The following is an 18450-nucleotide window of genomic DNA, read 5'->3' as shown; positions in this document are numbered from 1 at the left end:
CGTCACACATTAATGTGTCCGGCCGATCGAGAATGACCGGCCGGAACAAATATCGTCGTCTTACTTGAGCTCGACCTTGGCGCCAGCCTTCTCGAGCTGAGCCTTGATCTTCTCGGCTTCGTCCTTGGCAACGCCTTCCTTGAGGGGCTTCGGCGCGCCTTCGACGAGGTCCTTGGCTTCCTTGAGGCCAAGACCGGTGATCGCACGGACTTCCTTGATGACCTCGATCTTCTTGTCGCCAGCCGAAGCGAGAACGACGGTGAAGTCGGTCTTTTCTTCAGCAGCAGCAGCACCGCCGCCGGCACCCGGAGCAGCAGCCACCGCAACAGCGGCAGCAGCCGAAACGCCCCACTTCTCTTCGAGAAGCTTTGCGAGTTCAGCAGCCTCGAGAACCGTGAGGCTCGAGAGGTCGTCTACGATCTTCTGCAAATCAGCCATTTTAACTTTCCTTCAGCGTATTAGTTCGAACCAGTTGAGATAGTGAATAGCGTTACGCCGCTTCACCCTTTGAGGCATATGCCTGAACCACGCGGGCCAGCTTCGCAGCAGGCGCGGTGGAGAGCTGAGCGATCTTGGTCGCCGGCGCCACAAGGAGGCCGATGAGCTTCGCGCGCAGTTCATCAAGCGACGGCAGCGAGGCGAGAGCCTTCACCGCGTCGGGATTCAGGACAGTGGTTCCCATCGCACCGCCAAGGATGACGAACTTGTCGTTCGCTTTGGCGAATTCGACGGCAACCTTCGGCGCCGAGACCGGATCGTCTGAAGTTGCGATCACGGTCGGCCCCTTCAACAGGGAGCCGATGGACACGACGTCCGTGCCTTCAAGAGCAATTTTGGCGAGACGGTTCTTCGAGACCTTCACCGAGGCGCCAGCCTGCTTCATCTGCTTGCGCAGGGTCTGCATCTGGGCAACGGTCAGGCCGGAATAATGAGCAACGACCGCGACGCTGGTGGTCTTGAAGACCCCGTTCAGCGACTCGACCGCCTCTTTTTTTGCCGCTCGTTCCACAGCAAGCTCTTTCCGGTTGGCGATCTACCTTGAGGTAGGACCGCCGGGTTGCACCGATCGTCCCACCCGCCTGGCCTCGAGACATTCATCTCTCAACACGTCGGGCACGACGACATTTCGGAAGCCTGCCCTCTCGCCTGACCGGCCTTGCGGCACGTTCCGACGAGGTGTCGAGGTTCGAACCAAATCCGCAGCCCACCACAAAACATGAGGCGGGATCACGAAATCCGGTTTTCACCCGTCTGTGCAGGGAATTAAGCCGACCTCTGATCCCGAAGGATGAAGGACGGCACCTGCAGTCTTGGACAGGATTGGAGCCGTCCCGGCCTTTTAAAACCGAGGGACTCCCCACTCGCTTTCGTCATCCCAAGCCAAAGTTTTCCGTTCCTGTGAGCAGTCCATGCGGAATGATCGACGAGGAATGGTCTCCTATTGGCCTGATTTTCGGAAAACGAGCACGGACGCGCCAGCGATAGCCAGCACGCCCGGAAAGGCTTGTTTAACGAGTCTGAACGGCGTTGCCAAGAGGATTCTGGGTTCCGAAAGCAGGTTTCGGGCCACCCGGGAGGTTTTTTGGCGTCCCAGCCGGATTTTTTCGCTTCCGACGTCACATTCCCCGCCCGTGGCTCGTCTTGGGCGCAGGAGGTCCTCATGAAGCGACTGATAGCAATAATCCTCGCGATCACCACCACCCTGAACGGAGTGGTCATGCTCGTCAATGGTCCGCTTTGGTACGCGAGCCTTCCGGGGGTCACCGACACCGGCCCCTATAACCCGCACTTTGTCCTGGATATCGGCGCGGCGTTTCTCGTCGCCGGAATAGCCCTCGGGGTCGGCACCTGGCGCCCGGCCTACTGGCCGGCTGCGGTGACGGGCGCGGCCTTCATCGCCCTGCACGGCCTGATCCATCTCGTGGCGATCGCCTCGGGCCATAGCCATCACACCACCTTCGATCTTCTGGCGATTGTCATTCCGTCCGCCCTCGCTCTCTATTGCGCCATTCCCGACAAAGGAGTTCATCTTGCGTAGATTCATTATGCGCCGTGTGCTGCGCGCCTTCAGCAAGCGTTACAATTACGATGCCGGTTATCTGGAGCTGATGCTGGACGAGGCGCCCTCCGCGTTCTTCAAGTTTGCAAAGATCGCAGCTGTCTCGCGGCATCGCGAGATCGTTCCCGTTGAAGCCTACTTTGCGGCCAAGCTCGTCGGCGCATTGAAAGAGGATTGCGGTCCCTGCGTGCAGCTCGTGGTCGACATGGCGCTGGAAGCAGGCATGCCGAACAACCAGGTAGAAGCGGTATTGCGCGGTGATGTTTCAGCCATGACCGGGCCGACAGCTATCGCATTCCACTTCGCCGGTGCCACAGTGCAGCGCTCCCTCGACGCAGACGGATATCGCGACGTCGTGCGTGCCGAATGGAGCGATAAGGGCGTCGTCGAATTGACCCTTGCGCTGACCATTTCGCGGGTTTTCCCAATGCTGAAGGCCGGGCTCGGATATGCAGCGCTCTGCCGGCGCATCAGGGTGGAAGGGCACAATGTCGACGTCATCAAACAGGCAGCGTGACGCCGATCCGATGGCGCCCTATCGCGGGCGCCTGCTCGGCCTCGCCTACCGTATGCTCGGCAGCCACAGCGATGCCGAAGATGTCGTGCAGGACGCCTATCTCCGGTTTGCGACCGCGCAGGGCGTCCTGAACCCCGAGGCGTTTCTGGTTACGATCGTTACCCGCCTTTGCCTCGACCGCTTGAAGAGCGCGCGCGCCCGGCGCGAGATCTATGTCGGACCATGGCTGCCCGAACCTGTGTTCGACACCGAGGGCCTGGCGCCCGATGCAGCGACAGAACTTGCAGACGACCTGTCGTTCGCTCTGCTGCTGGCGCTCGATCGGCTGTCGCCGCTGGAACGCGCGGCCTTCCTGCTACACGACGTGTTCGACACGCCATTCGTCGACATTGCGCGCGTCCTCGAGCGTAACGAGGCAACCTGCCGTCAGCTCGCGGCACGTGCCCGGCGCGCGGTGCGGGACGAGCGCCCCGCTCCGGTCGCCACGCCTGACACTCATGCGCGACTGCTTGAGGCCTTTGGTGAGGCAGTGCGCAGCGGCGACGTCAGCCGCCTTGCTGCGCTCCTGCGTGAAGACGCGATTGCCATCACCGACGGCGGCGGACGCAAGACCGCGGCCCTCAACCCGGTGATGGGCGCCGAAAAGGTTGCACGCTTCTTCATCGGGCTCGCGTCGAAGATTGGCGGTCACGATCTGCGCGTCGACCCCCGGATCATCAACGGCACGGTCGGTGCCCTCGTCTATCTCGACGGCGAACTCGATCACACGCTCACGCTTGCGGTGGACGGCGAGCGGATCGCCGCCATTTATCTCGTGCGGAACCCTGACAAGCTGCAGCATGTCCCGGCAACGCCAGAGCATTAGAAGTCAGAACGCATCCGCCAGCTCGGCGGCTCTGATCTTGGCGGCCGCAACCGTATCGACGGCGCGACCATCCCACGTGTGCTCCACGCTGAGCGTGACGACGTCCCGAACGCCAATGAACCTCAGCCAGAAGCTGACGTAGTCGCTCACGTGCGCGAATCCGGGTTGATCGAGATGGCTAATTCCCGCGTCATCACTTTGCCCGCGGACATACACAACGAGGGCCTTATCGATCGCCAACGATGGTCCGTAGTTCTTCCCATCGAAGGTGAACAGCATGTTCCTTTGGCAGGAAAGATCGACAAGCTGCTTGAATTTATAAGGGTATGAGAAATTCCACATCGGGACGCCGAGGACAATTCGGTCCGCGTTCTTGAAGCGTGACGCGAGGCGCTGGATGCTGTCCCACGTCTCCTGTTCAGTATCCGACAGCGGAGTGCCGGACACGCCCTTGTATTTGGCGCCGATGGCTTCGGCGTCGAACTCCGGAAGCTGCTCATTCCAAACGTTCAACGTATCGACGACCAGATCGGCCCGCCGTTGACGGTATGCAGAGAGAAACGTCTCGACGATCGTTGTCGACACGGAATCCGACCTCGGAGAGGTCAGTATGCTCAAAAGCCGCACTTTCAATCCTTTCAACCGCCCTGGTGGACGGCGTGATCGCCGAACCACCGATTCATCGCGCCATCTGATTCAATCAGACGTTCACCGGGTAGCGCAGCGCCTTGCCGGCAAAGAACGCATCGAGATTGGCCAGCACGCAGCTCTGCATCGCGACGTGGGATTCGATGGTGTGGCCGCCGACATGCGGCGTCAGCACGACTGTCGGGAATTTCGTCAGCGCATCCGGCGCGTGGGGTTCGGTCTCGTAAACGTCCAGACCGGCACCCGCGATGACATTGTTTTCAAGCGCTGCGACCAGCGCTTTCTCATCGATCACGGATCCGCGCGAGATGTTCACGATGGTCCCCTGCGGACCGAGCAGCTTGAGGATGTCCGCATTGATAACGTGTTTGGTGTCGGCACCGGCACGCACGGCGACCATCAGGATGTCGGCCCATTCGGCCAGCGAGGCGAGACTCGAATGGTACGCGTACGGCACGTCGTGCTTACTGCGGCTGTAATAAGCCACTTCCGTTTCGAATGCCGCGCAGCGCACAGCGATCTTGCGGCCGATCTCGCCCATGCCATAGACGCCGATCTTGCGGCCGGTCATGCCGGGCTGTGGCCTCATCAGCGGTGACGGCTGCTTGTTGAACCATCGCCCGTCGCGGACATAGGCATCCGCCGGCAGCAGGCGGCGGGTTGTCGCCAGCATCAGCGTCATGGCGAGGTCAGCGACCGACGCCGCATTCGCCGCAGGGCTGTTGCCGACGACGATGCCACGCTTCTTCGTCTCGTCGAAATTTACCCCGTCATAGCCGGTGCCGTAGCAGATGATCGCGCCGAGCGACGGTAGCGAGTCCAGCACCGCGGGCGAAAGGCCCTGGCCACCGGCGGTAATCAAGGCGCGAACGCTTGCAAGCTCGGCTGCAGAAAACGTCTCGATGGGCGGCTTTCCCATGCCGTCCAGCAGGTCGTAGTGCTCGCCGATGCGCACCAGTTGAGCCTTGGGAAACCGCGAATAGATCAGGACTTGCTCAGGCATTTCTCAACTTCCAGCAGAACTTTAAAAGAAAAAGGCGGACCAGGTTTTGCCTGCTCCGCCTTTGCATTCATTTACCTAGCGCTGCCTGGTGATCAGGACATCACGCTGTTCGGCTCGACCTTGACGCCCGGGCCCATGGTGGACGAAACCGCCACGCGCTGGACGTAGGTGCCCTTGGAGCCGGCCGGCTTGGCCTTCACCACCGCGTCAGCCAGTGCCTTGATGTTCTCAACGAGCTTCTCTTCCGAGAACGACGCCTTGCCGATACCAGCCTGCACGATGCCGGCCTTCTCGACGCGGAACTCGACGGAACCGCCCTTGGCACCCTTCACGGCCGAGGTGACGTCCATGGTCACTGTGCCGATCTTCGGGTTCGGCATCATGCCGCGCGGGCCGAGCACCTTACCGAGACGGCCGACCAGCGGCATCATGTCGGGGGTTGCGATACAACGATCGAAATCGATGTTGCCGCCCTGCACCTTTTCAACGAGGTCTTCAGCGCCGACAACGTCAGCACCGGCAGCCTTCGCCTCTTCAGCCTTCGCACCGCGTGCGAACACGCCGACGCGCAGGGTGCGGCCGGTGCCGTTCGGCAGCGTGACGACGCCACGAACCATCTGGTCGGCGTGACGCGGATCGACGCCGAGGTTCATCGAGATTTCGATGGTTTCGTCGAACTTCGCCTTGGCGCGTTCCTTCACCATCTTCACCGCGTCGGCGATCGGATAGAGCTTCTCGCGATCGATACCCTCGCGGGCCTTGACCAGTTTCTTGCCAACAGCCATGACCGCTTACCCCACCACTTCCAGACCCATCGAACGGGCAGAGCCCTCGACCATGCGCATGGCCGACTCGACGGTGTCACAGTTGAGATCCTTCATCTTCTTCTCGGCGATTTCGCGCACCTGCGCCGAAGTCACCTTGCCCGCCTTGTCGCGGCCAGGAGCCTTGGAGCCGGACTGGATCTTCGCCGCCTGCTTCAGGAAGTAGGACATCGGCGGCGTCTTCATCTCGAAGGTGAAGGAACGATCCGCATAAATCGTAATCACCACCGGAATCGGGGTGTTCTTTTCTTCCTTCTGCGTCTGGGCGTTGAACGCCTTGCAGAATTCCATGATGTTGAGACCGCGCTGACCAAGCGCTGGACCGATCGGTGGCGACGGGTTGGCCGCACCGGCCGGCACCTGAAGCTTCAGGTATCCGGTCACTTTCTTTGCCATACTTAACTCCTCTAAGCGGCCCGGACCATTCCGGACCTTTCAGGGACCGTGGTGCGGTTCGGCAGATGACTGGCGATCATCGGCCTCCTTCCACGGGTCTTGGGGCAAGCTTGCCAGCCGCCCTTTTTGCATGGCCGGACAGGATCCGGCCATCACAAAATCGGCACACGCGATCAGACGACCTTTTCGACCTGACCGAATTCCAGTTCCACAGGGGTCGCGCGGCCGAAGATCGACACCGCAACCTTCACGCGCGAACGCGTCTCGTCGACTTCTTCCACGACGCCCGAGAACGACGCGAACGGGCCATCGGCCACGCGCACGTTCTCGCCCACCTCGAATGTGACCGAGGTCTTCGGGCGCTCTACGCCTTCCTGCACCTGATGCAGGATGCGCATGGCCTCAGATTCGGAAATCGGCATCGGCTTGTTTTCCGCGCCGAGGAAGCCCGTCACCTTCGGAGTGTTCTTGATCAGATGAAACGCCTCGTCGGTGAGGTTCATCTTGACCAGCACGTAGCCCGGGAAAAACTTGCGCTCGGCGTCGACCTTGCGGCCGCGGCGCACTTCCGTGATTTTTTCGGTCGGAACGAGCACCAGCTCGAACAATTCTTCCAGCCCGCGCTGCTTGGCCTGCTCGCGAATGGATTCAGCGACCTTCTTTTCGAAGTTCGAATAGGCGTGAACGATGTACCAGCGCATGCTCATTGGTCAGGTCCTGCGCGCATTAGCCGTGAATGCTAAGAATGTAGGTGATAAGGAGGCGGATAAGCTGGTCCGACACGAAGAAGAAGATCGACGACGCCGCCACCATGATGAAGACCATCACCGTGGTGATCATGGTCTCGCGGCGGGTCGGCCAGACGACCTTCGAGGTCTCCGAGCGCACTTCCTGCAGAAATTTGAACGGGCTGGTAGCCATCGTCTTTGATCCGCGTCCGTAGTGCCCGAAATCGTGTTCCAGGCGTCAGCCAATGTCAGGAATCCGGACAGCCCTCTCGTGCGCCCAACCCTCTTTTGAAGGATGAGCCGTCAAGCGGGCTCGATTGTCCGGGGATGTAATGCCGCGCTGGAAATCCGAAACGGGCCAGCAGCAGGTGTCGGTTATCTACTGCGGGACCGGTAGAAGGTCAAGGTATCGGACCGCCGCAGGGCGGAATATAGTCCTTGAACCGCCCCCCGCCCCTCAGCCCGACATTACTATATACGCGCAACCCACCCAACGACGCGTCCACTGACTGAGACACCTCAGCCACCGAACGCATAGTTCAAACCGACACGCCCACCATAAACCACGACATTGTCCTGGCCCGCCTGCGCGGTGATTGCCGCGAGGCCCGTCAGGCGCGCATCGAGATGAACTGTCGTCCCAACCGTCGCAGTAGCCCAGTCCCGCCCAAGCTGGACGATCGGCATCGCATAGCCCGGAAAGACGCCCGTCGTCAGCGCGGCGGTCACTGTCTTCGCGGACGTGTCGATCAACTCATGATTCCATGTCACCTGCGCAAACGGCCGCCAGATGCCGTAGTCGAACGCCGCGCGATAGCCGAGCGACGTCACGGCCGATTCGCGTCCGATGTTGCTGAAGGCAAGACCGGTGAAGCTGCCGCCGCTCTCGACAAAGTCGTTGATCCGAACCGTCTGGAATTCGATACCCGCGACGGGGCCGTGCGTGATCGCACCGATCGTGAAGTCATAGCCGGTCATGCCGGCGACGGAGAAGTTCCCACCGCTTGCCTTCGCAAGATTATTGTCGAACGCAATGCCGAGCGGCACGACACGATGCACGTCGTAGTTCAGGAAGCCATAGCTGAGCACGGCAGTGGCCCAGACCGGCCCGCCGCGCACTGCGCCATAGACGCTGAGTGCAACCTCCCTCTCCTTAAAGCCACCGCCGGATGAGAACGTCGGCGACTGATCGCCGAGGGTAAGCGCGGCACCAACCAGAGCATTGCTCGCCCATGTATAGGTGGCGCCCAACGTGCCCGAGATCGGCGTGCTCGGATCGCCGGGAAATCCGGAGCGGTTATCGATCTTCAGCGACGACATATCGCCGTTGAACCAGATATTGAAGCCGGGCGTGGCGCGCTGCATCGACAGATCGATCTGTTGCTGGATGCCGCCGTCGACACTGCGCCGGAATTGGATCGCATTCTCCGCGAGAAACGAGATCTGACTTGGGGCGACCAGAAGGCTGTAATAGTAGTCAGCCTGAATCTTCTGTCCCGCGATGCTCAGGTGCAGGTCGTCCGAGAAGAAGCTGGTTTGCTGCGCATTCGCGGATGCCAGGTTGGCCACGGATGGTGTCGGCGTCGTGCTTGAGATGCAATAGAGACCGTATCCCGAATAAGCTCCCGGAGGCGGCTGGCACGCGGATGGAGACGGAGACGTCAGAGTGCCCGGCAGCGCGGACATAAACCCAAAACGCTGCGGATTGGCCATGACCGCCGCACGCATAGCGACGAAGTCAGCCGGGATGAACTGAACCCCTGCGGCCGCGAGCTGACCGTAGATTTCCTTGTTCATGAAATCACCCGAGATATTCGGGATGATGATGTACCGCGCCCCCTTGTCGTGCAGATTGATCACGGCCGCAGTGAACGCATCAGCCTGCGTCTTCAAATATGAAAAGTACGCCGGCGTCTGAAAGCCGAACGTATTGGTCGCGAAGCTGATATCGTTGCTTCCCGCGCTGACGAGATAAAGCGCGTTTGGGTTGGCGACGCCGCCGGTCGAGGCCAAATACAGACTGAACTGCTGGAGAATGGATGGGCTTGCCGGTGCGAGAGTATTTGCACCGCTGACGCGAGCTCCCGAGACCGCATAGTTGGTGCCGCCGCCCGGTGCATTGAACGGACGCGCCGTCAGACCGAAATAGGCCGCCAGGAAATCGGAGTTCATCAAGCCGGTCGACGGCGTCATGGCCCCGCCATTCGCCCGCGCGGCGGCGAAGTGGAAGTCGCCCTGATTGTTGTATTTGAAGTACCCGCTGTCGATGTTGCTCGGACCAATGCCGATGAACTGGTCGAAGGTCTGGGCTTTTGCAGACGACACAATAAATACGGCGCACAGCGCAACGATCAGCGACCTCGCCACCCCCGCAACGGAACCAGCCCGTTGCCACCCATTCCCCACCACGCCCACGTCCCCTCAACGATTTCCTTGTGGCGGACCGTGTGGCAGTCCGGGATTCGGGCCATCCCCCGATTGGGTGATCGTTGGCGAATTTATTTGTGGCAGAAAATCCGCGCGCGTCAGCCGCCCGACTTGAGCCGCAGAATCATTCGCCGCACGAGATTCAAAACCTCGGACTGACGCTTGGTGCCGGTCCGGCGGAAGATCTGCTTGAGCTGCGATCGCGCCGTCTCGTACGACACCCCAAGGCGATCTGCCGCCTGCGGCAAAGGCGTATCAGCTTCCAAAAGTGCAAGAAGGCTTGCTTCGGCCTTGGTTAGTCCGAGCACCTGACGCACTTCATCGGCCGGCGCAGGCGGTCTGTCGCGGAATGGGTCGACAATGAACAGCAAGGCGCTTGCGCAATTGAACACCTCGGTCACCGCGCTGCGCAACCTGACGCCCTGGATCACCAGAGGCGTGCTCGACCGTCCACTGATGATGACGCTTCGCGGATGCTTGAGGAACGATTCATCGGTGGCGAAACACAACTCATGAATCAGCTTGCGCAGTTCCTTAGTCTCTTCAGGCTTAAAGCACGACAGATCGCCCCGGCTGAGCAGAAGGCGGTCGCCGATATAGGCCTCGGCCTCCTTGTTGAACTGGAAGACCTTACTCGACCGGTCGAGAAGAATGCTGGCGCAGCCAAGAAGCGCGAATGCTTCATTCATGCCAGCCGCCCGGCCGAAGGAAAGATGACGTGACAGCAACGCGGCTTGGTTCATTGGAGCCGCCAGTTGAATAAGCTGCTTCTGTTCTGACTCATCAAACAACCCCGGACGGTCTCCGCGTTGGAGAATGAGGCACCACTCGTCCTCGCCGGTGTTCACACCGATCCCCATCGACCAGTTGCAGTCGTAGCGCGCGAGAAATCCGCGATAATAGTCGGAGGACCGCAACTCGCCGGATGACGCAAAATCCTGATCGACGAAATAGCCCTTGGCCCGCATGGTGGGCAGCCCTCCCTCCCGCTGATCGCGGAGATGCCAGCCGTCCCGGAAATATTCACCGAACCCTTCGGCGAGCGAACTCGAATGCGGGAGGTTTGGCATCCGGCCAAGAACAGGGATCAGCGCCGCCCCGGTCGAATGACTGAGGCGCGCCATATCGTCCATCGCCTTCCCCCATAACGAGGGATCGAGCGCCGCCTCCATGAGGCTGCGGCTGAGGGCTTCGAGGTCAGAGGAATGAAGTCGCATTCGGCCTGGCGCCGGACAACCGTCACGCGGCTATCCTGGAAATCGATGTTGTCCGCCACCTGACCATCGGGACCGTCAACGCGTCGTCAAGCCTCCGTGAAATTCGTCACACACGGATTTTTCGCTGTATTTTCAATACGCTGAAGATGGTACCAGAGCGGTTCGGAAGGCGGCGACATACTTGTCGCGCGCTGCCTTGTAGAGCGGGCTGGTGGACGGGCCCCCTCGCCGCGCCATCATCTCCACGGTGAAGACCGGCTTCAACTGCTGGGAAAGCACTGCAGCCGCGTGCGCCTCCTGATGCCGTCCAGCCATTTCGAGCGCGGCGGCATATAGGGCGTGAATTCGGGAGATCGTTCCGTTCCCGGCAATCGCCATATCGAGATAGGCCACAGCCCGATCGGCATGCCCGGCCACCAATGCGGTTTCACCCGCGATGTAGGCGGTCTCCGCGGCGCCAATGTCTGGGAGCAGGTTGGTGACCGCGGCCTCCATCTGCTCATAAGCCTCGTCAAACCTGCCGAGGAAGATCTTGACGTGGGCGGACTGCGCGGCCGCATTCCAGTGCGTGCGGTCCAGATAGAACGCGCGTTCGAAGTCAGGCGCGGCCTGCTCGAACCGTCCCTGCAGCTTGTTGAGCATGGCTCGGCTGAAGGCGACCTCGGCGAGATTGGGCGCCTGCTCCCGCGCCCGTGTGAGCAGCGTCTCGGCCCGCTGGATGTCGGCCTTCCGGTCGGGACTCTGGACGCGCGCAACCCGCAAGATCAAACAGTCCGACAAGCCCAGCAACGCATAGAGCTGGTCGGGATCGCGCGCGAGGACCGCCTCGAACAATGTGATCTCGGCGGGATCACTCTCGCCGACGCGTGTCCGTATCCGCGACGCTTCGGCCCGCCATAGCAGCGCCGGGATGGAATCCGGCTGCGTGGATGTGAGCGCCTTGGCGCGATGAATGGCGATTTCCGCATAGATCGAGCGGAAAAACTCGCGGGCGAACTTGATGGTCGATTGACCGCTCAACATCATCGGCGCAGACCAGACGCTGACACTGGTTTCAGAGTCAAACAGGCTGACATCGGCATGAAGGCCGTCCGCTGTTTGCGCGAGGCGTGTCTTTACTACGTACCTCACACGCAATGCCCTGCCGACCGCAGCCGGATTTCGCAATGTCATGTTTTCAGGAAAATCAACGATGGACAGGCGATTGCTACGCGCAACGGCCAGCCGTCCTTCCGATTCGAAAGCACGGGCTTGATCATTCAGATCGCCCTGCCCCGTCGAACTTTCGAACGGCAGCACCACGACCGACGCGCGCCCATTGCCCTCGCCAACATATGAGACCGGCCCGTAGGCGGTATTCCATGACTGCGCGATGATCCAGCCGCCTCCCACGATGAGGCCGACCATGATTGCCGCCGCGAGCGCCGGTCGCCATCGCGTCTTGGATTTACGCGAAACTTGCGACGGCTCAACACGTGTCTCCTCCGGCACGACTGATGCAGCAGGTTGCGCAGTGTCCGGCTCTTGTATGGATGGTTTTGATGCCTGACGAAGCTGATCGATCAGACGCAACGTCGCCGGTTCAGGATGAACGCCGAGTTCCTCCCGCAACAGGACACGAAAACGCTCATACCGCATCATCGCGGATGCGCGGCCGGACACGATCGCTTCCTCCTCGATCACCAGCCGATGCGTTTCCTCACGCAGCGGATCAATCGCGGCGAGACGATTTGCGAAAGTGAGAGCCTCCTGATGTCTGTTGAGCTGAGCGAGACCGCGAATCAAGCGATCGAAAACCGAAATCGCGGTGTCGCGCGAGCGCGCCCGCTCCTGATGCAACCACGCATCGAAATCAGATTCACCGATATCGAGCCCCGTTCCCAGATCGTCGCGATAGAGCGCCGCCAGTTGCGCGACCTCGGAGACATCGGCATCCGCCGGTACGTTGATCAGCCGATCTCGATCGACGGCAACAACTTCAGGATCGAGTCTGACCTGTTCGTCGTCGAAGACGATGATCTTACCGGCCTGTTCGGGCAAGCGGCGAAAATTGCTGAGCAACTGCCTCAGGCTTTGGCGGGCCTGCTCTTCGGCACTGCTGCCCCACAACAGCGAAGCAAGGCGGCGGCGGGATTCCGAGAAGCGTGGCGCAGCGGCGAGATACACCAGCAAGGCGCGCATCTTCGCGCTCGACACCGGGAGTGACGCACCCGATTGCCGACTAACCAGTTCGAAGTTGCCCAATACGCGCAACTCAAAGGGGGCGCCCGTTTCAAAAAGGGCGTGATCGCGAGGCGTTTCCGTCGGCGCCATTATCATTGCATTTCAAAAAGAGCGGGCCGAGTCCGTGTGTATTATAATACCCGAGCACGATCCAGTGGCGACGGCGGGTTTGATCACATCACGGGAACGCCAGTCATCCCGCTATGTCCGGTTTCCTCCTTATGTTCCTGACGCAGAAATGAGTCTACAGACAGCAGCTTTTAGCCTGGTTGCTTTTTCTGCTTGGCCCGCGCATCGGCAACGGCGTGTACGAAGCCGTCGTAAGTGAGAGCCTGGTTGACCCTATAGGGCCCGATCAGAAAGCCGGGTGTTCCCAGAAAGCCGATGGCTGCGCCCATGGCGATGTTGCGCTTGAGGAGCTTGCCGATCTCCTCAGCATGCCCGTTGATGTCCGCGTCGAGCCGATCCATGTCGATACCGGTTTTGCGCACCTCCTCGATCATGCGCTCCTGCGAAATGCCCTCGCCCGGGATGCTCATCAGCGCATGATGAACGTCGAGATACTTCCCCTGATACTTCGCCGCCAACGCAATCCGCGCGCCGATGATCGACGTCGGCCCGAGGATTGGCCAGTCCTTGTAGACCAGCCGGATCTTTCCATCGGTTTTCACAAGGCGTTCGAGATTTTGCGCCGCCTTTTTGCAGAACGGGCAATTGTAGTCGAAGAAGTCGACGATCGTCAGATCGCCATTCGGATTGCCTGCCGTTGGCGCTTCCGGGTCATGCAGGATGTCGTCTTTCGAAATTTCGTTGTCATCTGCAAAAGCAACCGACGGCAGGATCAGCAACGACGTTGCGGCGAGGCGCAGGAAGGACGCGCGTGAAATCAGGTTTTCCATTTGAAGTCTCCAATTAACGAAAGATGATGGTTCAAGCGCGCAGCGCCTTGGCGACCTGGGCAAGGAAAGCATTGACTCCGACGGCGCCGATCACACGCGCATTTGAAATTTCCGATCCTTCCGGATCGAGGAAAACAATGGTCGGCGGACCCACTACATCGAACCGCTGCATCAGCTTTTTGCTGGATTGATCGACACGGGTCACATCCGCGCGGATCAGGACAACATTGTGCAGCTCCTGCAGCACCGCCGGCACCGAGAGCACGTTACGCTCCATGACCTTGCACTCGACGCACCATTCCGCCGAGAAATCGACCATGATCATGCGGCCCTGCTTGCTGGCCACTGCGATTGCACGATCAAGCTCGGCTTCGCTGGAAACCGTCTGGAAATGGCTGTTGTCCGCGCCGGCGACCTGGGGCCGCGTAACAAGACCCACCGCATCCAGCGGACGCAGCGTCTGATACCGCGCGCTCGCAGCACCAACGAGCAACACACAGCCGTAGAGCATGGCGATGACACCGGCCGTTCGGAACGCCATGCGCGGCGTGGTCCATCTCGACTTGAAAATGTTCAACGCGCCAAGCGCAAAGCCGATTGCAATGAACAACGCGCCCCACGCCGCGGCCACCGCCGCGATCGGCAGCACGCGCGACGCCATCCAGATGGCAAGACCGATAAAGATAAAGCCAAATGCGGATTTGACATGCGCGAGCCACGGCCCGGATCGCGGCAGCACCTTCGCGCCGAGAATGCCGAACGCGAGCAACGGAATTCCCATTCCCACACCGAGGGCAAACAGCGCCGACGAGCCACGGAGAACATTTCCGGTCTGCGCGACATAGATCAACGCAGCCGCAAGCGGTGGCGTGACGCACGGACCGACGATGAGTGCCGATCCAAATCCCAGCAGCCCTGCTCCGCTAACCGACCCGCGATTGCCTGCCGCCCCGGCGAGCCTCGTCGTCCAGCTTTGGGGAAGCTGCAACTCGAACAGCCCGAACATGGAGAGCGCCAGCACCACGAAGATCAGGCTCATCAGCAGAATGGCCCATGGCGTCTGCAGGACCGCCTGCAGGTTCTCCCCGGACCACGCGGCGAAGGCGCCGAGCATGCCGTAGGCCGCAGCCATCGCCAGCACATAGGTGCCCGACAGAACCAGGCTCCGCCCCATCGATAAACCACCGCCCGTGCGGGCCAGCATACCCGACAGGATCGGCACCATCGGAAACACGCATGGGGTGAACGATAGCAGCAGGCCGAACCCGAAGAACGCCGCGATCATGGGAATATATCCGCCGTCGAGGCTGATGCTTGCGGTGCCAGATTCGCCTCCCGTTTCAGGTTGTGCTGCCATAGGCACCGCTCCTGCGGATTCATACTCGACGGGGCGCGTGCTCACGCCATTGTGTTCGGCTTCGGAGGGATCGGTCACCGCCAGCGTTTCGAGATCGATCGCTTTTGTAATAGGCGGATAGCAGAGGATATTCTCTGCGCATCCCTGATAGGTGACCTGGATTGTTCCACTCTTGGGCAAATCCTCCATGGCAACGGTCGCCGTTGCCATGCCGTGATAGACCTCGGTCAGCCCAAACGTCGGATCATCCTTCATATCCCCACGGGACAAGGTCATTTTTAACGGCTTACCGTCGCGTGTCGCACCGATCCTCTCCCGGTACAAATAATGGCCCGGTGCGATCGACCAGTTGAGCTCGATCCCGGTTTCCTCGTCGAGTTGAACGCTGAGCTTGAAAACCTCGTCCGCCGGGCGGGGGCCGGCGGCGAATGCAGCACGGGAAACAAGCGCAAATATCAAGGCAATGAACGTAACAAACCGCAGCGTGCGCACGTATGGCATGGCGTACCTTCTGTGAATGACGGGCGCCATGTGAATTGTCCACCTTAAGCCAGCCTTAAGCCTGGAACATCATCTGAGCCCCCGGTTGGGGATTAACCGTTCATGCGAATTCTCGTTGTCGAAGATGATCCAGTGCTGTCCGACGGGTTGCGTGCCGGCCTTGGGCTATTCGGAGCGACCCTTGATGTCGTGTCGAATTGCGCCGACGGCCGCGCAGCGGTGGCATCGAGCGAGTTCGATGCGCTGGTTCTCGACCTGATGCTCCCCGATGGGTCGGGGCTCGATCTCTTGATGGAGATGCGCGCGGATGGCGACCGGACACCGGTGCTGCTGTTGAGCGCGCAGGACGAGACCGCCGATCGCGTGAAGGGCCTCGATGCCGGCGCCGACGATTACCTCGGCAAACCTTTCGACCTCGACGAACTGGCCGCGCGGGTGCGCGCCATCGGTCGCCGACAAACGGGTCGTGCTTCCCCTTTTCTCTCCCATGACGGCATCGTGCTCGATCCCGCGCAGATGGCGGCGAGTGTGAGTGGCGAGCAGATCCGGCTGTCGCGCCGCGAGTTTGCAATCCTCGCTGCTCTCATGCGGCGCCCCGGCGCAGTCATCTCAAAGGACGATCTCGAAGCGCGCCTTTACGGCTGGCAGGAAGAGATCGAAAGCAACACCGTGGAAGTGCACGTTCACAAGCTGCGCGCAAAAATCGGCAAGCACAGGATCGAGACCGTGCGCGGCCTCGGCTACCGCATGAAACTGGACGCCGCATGAATTCGCTGCGTAGCCGGCTGTTTGTCATTCTCGTCGCCGCCACCGGCCTGATCTGGTTCTTCGCTGCCGGCTGGATCTACGTCGGCGCAAAGCAGGAGGTCGAGACGGTTCTCGATGCGCGACTGCAGGAGGCAGCGCGCATGGTGTCGTCGCTGGTGCCGAACGGCATGCCGTCCGCCGGACAAGGCCCGACCTCGAACCACGTGGTCGACATTCCAAGCTACGAGCGGCAATTGTCGTGTCAGATCTGGTCGCTGGACGGACAACTTGTCGCGAAGTCCAGCGGCGCCCCCGCGACGAAATTCAGTGACACCCGCGCGGGCTTCTCCGAGCGTAAGATCGACGGCGAAACCTGGCGCGTCTACACCATCGAAGATCACGCCAAAGGCATCCGCGTTCTCGTCGGCGACCGATTGAGCTTGCGGGACCATCTTGTGGCAGAACTGATCAAGGGCCTGCTGGCCCCGACACTGTTGATGATTCCGCTGCTCGGCTTTCTGATCTGGGTCAGCCTTGATCGCGGACTAAGACCCTTGCGTCTCATGGCGGACGGGCTGCAGGCACGCGACGCCGACGACATGAGCCCGGTCGATGTCGGACCGCTCCCGAAGGAAATTCATCCGGTCGTGACGTCCATGAATAGCCTGTTTGCCAAGGTCCAGGCGGCACGACAGCACGAGCGCGAAATCACGGCCTTCGCCGCGCATGAACTGCGCACGCCATTAGCCGGCCTGAAGATGCAGGCGCAGATCTCGATGGCCGCGTCTGACAAGCCGACGCGCGATGCAGCGTTGCGGCAGATCGTGATCGCGGTCGATCGAACCACCCGGCTGGTCCGCCAGCTTCTCACCGTCGCCAAGCTCGACGCCGTACAACAGGCAGAGCCGAACGCGGACATCAATGCAGGCGCCGTGGTGGATGAAATCGTGAGTGCTCTCCCCGCCACGAGTGCCGGCATTCAAGTGGTCGTTGATCCATCGCTTCGGCGCACAGTGATCAACACCAACCGCGAACTCCTGACGCTTGCCATCCGCAACCTGCATGAGAACGCACTTCATCATATGCCGGAGACCGGCGTGATCCGTTGGTCAGCGGCAACGACCAGCGACGAACTGGCTATCTTTGCCGAAGACGAAGGCCCGGGCATTCCGTCCGATGAACTCGCTCTCGCCACCAACCGGTTCTTCCGCGGCCGCCACAAAAGCACCGTCGGCAGCGGCCTTGGCCTCTCCATCGTCGATCTCGCCGTGAGAACCAGCGGCGCACGGTTGAGCCTGCAAAACCGAAGCGACAGATCAGGTTTGCGGGCTCAAATCATCTGGCCCATCAGTCGCGCCGTTGGGCAAAGCGATTCATCCGGCGAATATATCCATGACAGCGCGACGCTTCGCCTCAAGGCTGCGTCATAGCACCGATCGATCAGCCTTGCGACGCGAGGTGAGAAACCGATCAATTGACAGCGGCCCGGCTCCGCCCATGATGAGAGCAACAAGTCCCGCGAGATAAAGCAGATCGGTCTCATATCCCGGCTGGCCGAAATGCGCGCCGCTCTCGGTCACGGACTGCAGCTTGATCGAGCTGAAGCCATTCGGCAGATGCACGGTGAAAATCGCCACCAGCAGGACCACCGCCATCGGAACGCTGACAAGCGGAAGCAACGCGCCCACGAAAACGGCGAAGCCGCCCACAAGCTCGATCAAAATCGTCAGCCACGACATCATCCAGGGCATGGGAACATGCAGCGCATGAAGTATGCCCGCGAAGGAGTCAGATCCTCGCGCCAACTTCGCATAACCGTGCTGCATGAAACCGAAGCCGACGATCATCCTGAGTGGAATTGGATACCAGGCGGATTGAAGTGAAGCTGTGAGAGCGTAGTAGCGGGTGACAAGCGAGCGCATATGAGAGTCCAGTCTTGACGGGATTGATGGGCCTGATCCGGATCACGGGATCAGGCGCAAAGACCGGACCAATGCGAGCTTAAAGCAGACTTAAGCGAATGATGCGTCGGCCTCACA

General features: G+C 60.7%; 19 protein-coding genes. 5 read left to right on the top strand and 14 right to left on the bottom strand.

Annotated features, from left to right (window positions below; genetic code table 11):
* Nucleotides 1-60: 60 nt before the first annotated feature.
* Both rplL and rplJ read right to left on the bottom strand, forming a co-directional pair.
* Entirely contained in the window at nt 61-438 is a 378-nt protein-coding gene (rplL, locus tag ACP0KA_RS22045) for a 50S ribosomal protein L7/L12 (RefSeq protein WP_424630849.1), read from the bottom strand.
* Nucleotides 439-490: 52 nt separating this feature from the next.
* Nucleotides 491-1009 carry a 50S ribosomal protein L10 gene (gene rplJ / locus ACP0KA_RS22040; RefSeq protein WP_424630848.1) on the bottom strand — a complete coding sequence of 173 codons (519 nt, stop codon included), beginning with the start codon at nt 1007-1009 and terminating at the stop codon, nt 491-493.
* A gap of 651 nt (nt 1010-1660) precedes the next feature.
* Here rplJ and ACP0KA_RS22035 point away from each other — a divergent pair.
* The 3 genes from ACP0KA_RS22035 to sigJ are packed head-to-tail and all read left to right on the top strand — an operon-like array spanning nt 1661 to nt 3441.
* Entirely contained in the window at nt 1661-2038 is a 378-nt protein-coding gene (locus ACP0KA_RS22035) for a hypothetical protein (protein WP_424630847.1), read from the top strand.
* Nucleotides 2031-2576 (top strand): hypothetical protein, encoded by a 546-nt coding sequence (locus ACP0KA_RS22030; RefSeq protein ID WP_424630846.1) that lies wholly within the window; start codon nt 2031-2033, stop codon nt 2574-2576. The genes ACP0KA_RS22035 and ACP0KA_RS22030 overlap by 8 nt, the downstream gene beginning before the upstream one ends.
* On the top strand, nt 2548-3441 hold the full coding sequence (gene sigJ, locus ACP0KA_RS22025; RefSeq protein ID WP_424630845.1) for an RNA polymerase sigma factor SigJ: 894 nt from the start codon (nt 2548-2550) through the stop codon (nt 3439-3441). Before ACP0KA_RS22030 ends, sigJ begins: the two co-directional genes overlap by 29 nt.
* 3 nt (nt 3442-3444) lie before the next feature.
* Here sigJ and ACP0KA_RS22020 read toward each other — a convergent pair whose 3' ends face one another.
* The 11 genes from ACP0KA_RS22020 to dsbD form a co-directional block, all read right to left on the bottom strand.
* Nucleotides 3445-4068 carry an FMN-dependent NADH-azoreductase gene (locus ACP0KA_RS22020; RefSeq protein WP_424630844.1) on the bottom strand — a complete coding sequence of 208 codons (624 nt, stop codon included), beginning with the start codon at nt 4066-4068 and terminating at the stop codon, nt 3445-3447.
* A gap of 73 nt (nt 4069-4141) precedes the next feature.
* Nucleotides 4142-5092, bottom strand: coding sequence for a 2-hydroxyacid dehydrogenase (locus ACP0KA_RS22015; RefSeq protein ID WP_424630843.1), 951 nt, complete (start codon nt 5090-5092; stop codon nt 4142-4144).
* 92 nt (nt 5093-5184) lie between these two features.
* On the bottom strand, nt 5185-5877 hold the full coding sequence (rplA, locus tag ACP0KA_RS22010; protein ID WP_424630842.1) for a 50S ribosomal protein L1: 693 nt from the start codon (nt 5875-5877) through the stop codon (nt 5185-5187).
* A gap of 6 nt (nt 5878-5883) precedes the next feature.
* Nucleotides 5884-6312 (bottom strand): 50S ribosomal protein L11, encoded by a 429-nt coding sequence (rplK, locus tag ACP0KA_RS22005; protein WP_424630841.1) that lies wholly within the window; start codon nt 6310-6312, stop codon nt 5884-5886.
* 173 nt (nt 6313-6485) lie between these two features.
* Nucleotides 6486-7019 carry a transcription termination/antitermination protein NusG gene (nusG, locus tag ACP0KA_RS22000; RefSeq protein WP_424630840.1) on the bottom strand — a complete coding sequence of 178 codons (534 nt, stop codon included), beginning with the start codon at nt 7017-7019 and terminating at the stop codon, nt 6486-6488.
* 19 nt (nt 7020-7038) lie between these two features.
* Nucleotides 7039-7233 (bottom strand): preprotein translocase subunit SecE, encoded by a 195-nt coding sequence (gene secE / locus ACP0KA_RS21995; RefSeq protein WP_424630839.1) that lies wholly within the window; start codon nt 7231-7233, stop codon nt 7039-7041.
* A gap of 326 nt (nt 7234-7559) precedes the next feature.
* The gene (locus tag ACP0KA_RS21990) at nt 7560-9449 is read right to left on the bottom strand and encodes an autotransporter outer membrane beta-barrel domain-containing protein (RefSeq protein WP_424630838.1); all 1890 of its coding nucleotides are present in this window, start codon (nt 9447-9449) and stop codon (nt 7560-7562) included.
* 116 nt (nt 9450-9565) lie between these two features.
* Nucleotides 9566-10684 carry a helix-turn-helix transcriptional regulator gene (locus ACP0KA_RS21985; RefSeq protein WP_424630837.1) on the bottom strand — a complete coding sequence of 373 codons (1119 nt, stop codon included), beginning with the start codon at nt 10682-10684 and terminating at the stop codon, nt 9566-9568.
* Nucleotides 10685-10816: 132 nt separating this feature from the next.
* On the bottom strand, nt 10817-12865 hold the full coding sequence (locus ACP0KA_RS21980) for a BTAD domain-containing putative transcriptional regulator (RefSeq protein ID WP_424630836.1): 2049 nt from the start codon (nt 12863-12865) through the stop codon (nt 10817-10819).
* Nucleotides 12866-13167: 302 nt separating this feature from the next.
* Nucleotides 13168-13806, bottom strand: coding sequence for a DsbA family protein (locus ACP0KA_RS21975; protein ID WP_424630835.1), 639 nt, complete (start codon nt 13804-13806; stop codon nt 13168-13170).
* 31 nt (nt 13807-13837) lie between these two features.
* A complete protein-coding gene (gene dsbD / locus ACP0KA_RS21970; RefSeq protein WP_424630834.1) occupies nt 13838-15664 on the bottom strand; it encodes a protein-disulfide reductase DsbD in 1827 nt (608 codons plus the stop codon).
* 102 nt (nt 15665-15766) lie between these two features.
* Here dsbD and ACP0KA_RS21965 point away from each other — a divergent pair, with 102 nt between their 5' ends.
* Nucleotides 15767-16432, top strand: coding sequence for a response regulator (locus ACP0KA_RS21965; protein ID WP_424630833.1), 666 nt, complete (start codon nt 15767-15769; stop codon nt 16430-16432).
* Nucleotides 16429-17841, top strand: coding sequence for an ATP-binding protein (locus ACP0KA_RS21960; RefSeq protein ID WP_424630832.1), 1413 nt, complete (start codon nt 16429-16431; stop codon nt 17839-17841). Before ACP0KA_RS21965 ends, ACP0KA_RS21960 begins: the two co-directional genes overlap by 4 nt.
* On the opposite strand, the gene ACP0KA_RS21955 is transcribed toward ACP0KA_RS21960, so the two are convergent.
* Nucleotides 17836-18333: a DoxX family protein gene (locus ACP0KA_RS21955; protein ID WP_424630831.1), complete on the bottom strand. Its 498-nt coding sequence runs from the start codon at nt 18331-18333 to the stop codon at nt 17836-17838. The genes ACP0KA_RS21960 and ACP0KA_RS21955 overlap by 6 nt on opposite strands.
* Between the last annotated feature and the right edge of the window lie 117 nt (nt 18334-18450).

It is taken from the genome of Bradyrhizobium sp. SYSU BS000235 (assembly GCF_049747295.1).
Taxonomy (GTDB): Bacteria; Pseudomonadota; Alphaproteobacteria; order Rhizobiales; family Xanthobacteraceae; genus Afipia.
Note: the sequence above shows the minus strand (reverse complement) of the source record. Positions and strands in the feature narration are given on the sequence as shown.

Excerpts from the sequence above, each read along its gene's own strand:
- rplL (WP_424630849.1), bottom strand. The coding sequence starts at position 438 with ATGGCTGATTTGCAGAAGATCGTAGACGACCTCTCGAGCCTCACGGTT.
- ACP0KA_RS21960 (WP_424630832.1), top strand. The coding sequence starts at position 16,429 with ATGAATTCGCTGCGTAGCCGGCTGTTTGTCATTCTCGTCGCCGCCACC.
- ACP0KA_RS22015 (WP_424630843.1), bottom strand. The coding sequence starts at position 5,092 with ATGCCTGAGCAAGTCCTGATCTATTCGCGGTTTCCCAAGGCTCAACTG.
- ACP0KA_RS21975 (WP_424630835.1), bottom strand. The coding sequence starts at position 13,806 with ATGGAAAACCTGATTTCACGCGCGTCCTTCCTGCGCCTCGCCGCAACG.
- sigJ (WP_424630845.1), top strand. The coding sequence starts at position 2,548 with ATGTCGACGTCATCAAACAGGCAGCGTGACGCCGATCCGATGGCGCCC.
- ACP0KA_RS22035 (WP_424630847.1), top strand. The coding sequence starts at position 1,661 with ATGAAGCGACTGATAGCAATAATCCTCGCGATCACCACCACCCTGAAC.
- rplA (WP_424630842.1), bottom strand. The coding sequence starts at position 5,877 with ATGGCTGTTGGCAAGAAACTGGTCAAGGCCCGCGAGGGTATCGATCGC.
- ACP0KA_RS21955 (WP_424630831.1), bottom strand. The coding sequence starts at position 18,333 with ATGCGCTCGCTTGTCACCCGCTACTACGCTCTCACAGCTTCACTTCAA.
- nusG (WP_424630840.1), bottom strand. The coding sequence starts at position 7,019 with ATGAGCATGCGCTGGTACATCGTTCACGCCTATTCGAACTTCGAAAAG.
- ACP0KA_RS21980 (WP_424630836.1), bottom strand. The coding sequence starts at position 12,865 with ATGCGCGCCTTGCTGGTGTATCTCGCCGCTGCGCCACGCTTCTCGGAA.
- dsbD (WP_424630834.1), bottom strand. The coding sequence starts at position 15,664 with ATGCCATACGTGCGCACGCTGCGGTTTGTTACGTTCATTGCCTTGATA.
- rplK (WP_424630841.1), bottom strand. The coding sequence starts at position 6,312 with ATGGCAAAGAAAGTGACCGGATACCTGAAGCTTCAGGTGCCGGCCGGT.
- ACP0KA_RS21965 (WP_424630833.1), top strand. The coding sequence starts at position 15,767 with ATGCGAATTCTCGTTGTCGAAGATGATCCAGTGCTGTCCGACGGGTTG.
- secE (WP_424630839.1), bottom strand. The coding sequence starts at position 7,233 with ATGGCTACCAGCCCGTTCAAATTTCTGCAGGAAGTGCGCTCGGAGACC.
- ACP0KA_RS21985 (WP_424630837.1), bottom strand. The coding sequence starts at position 10,684 with ATGCGACTTCATTCCTCTGACCTCGAAGCCCTCAGCCGCAGCCTCATG.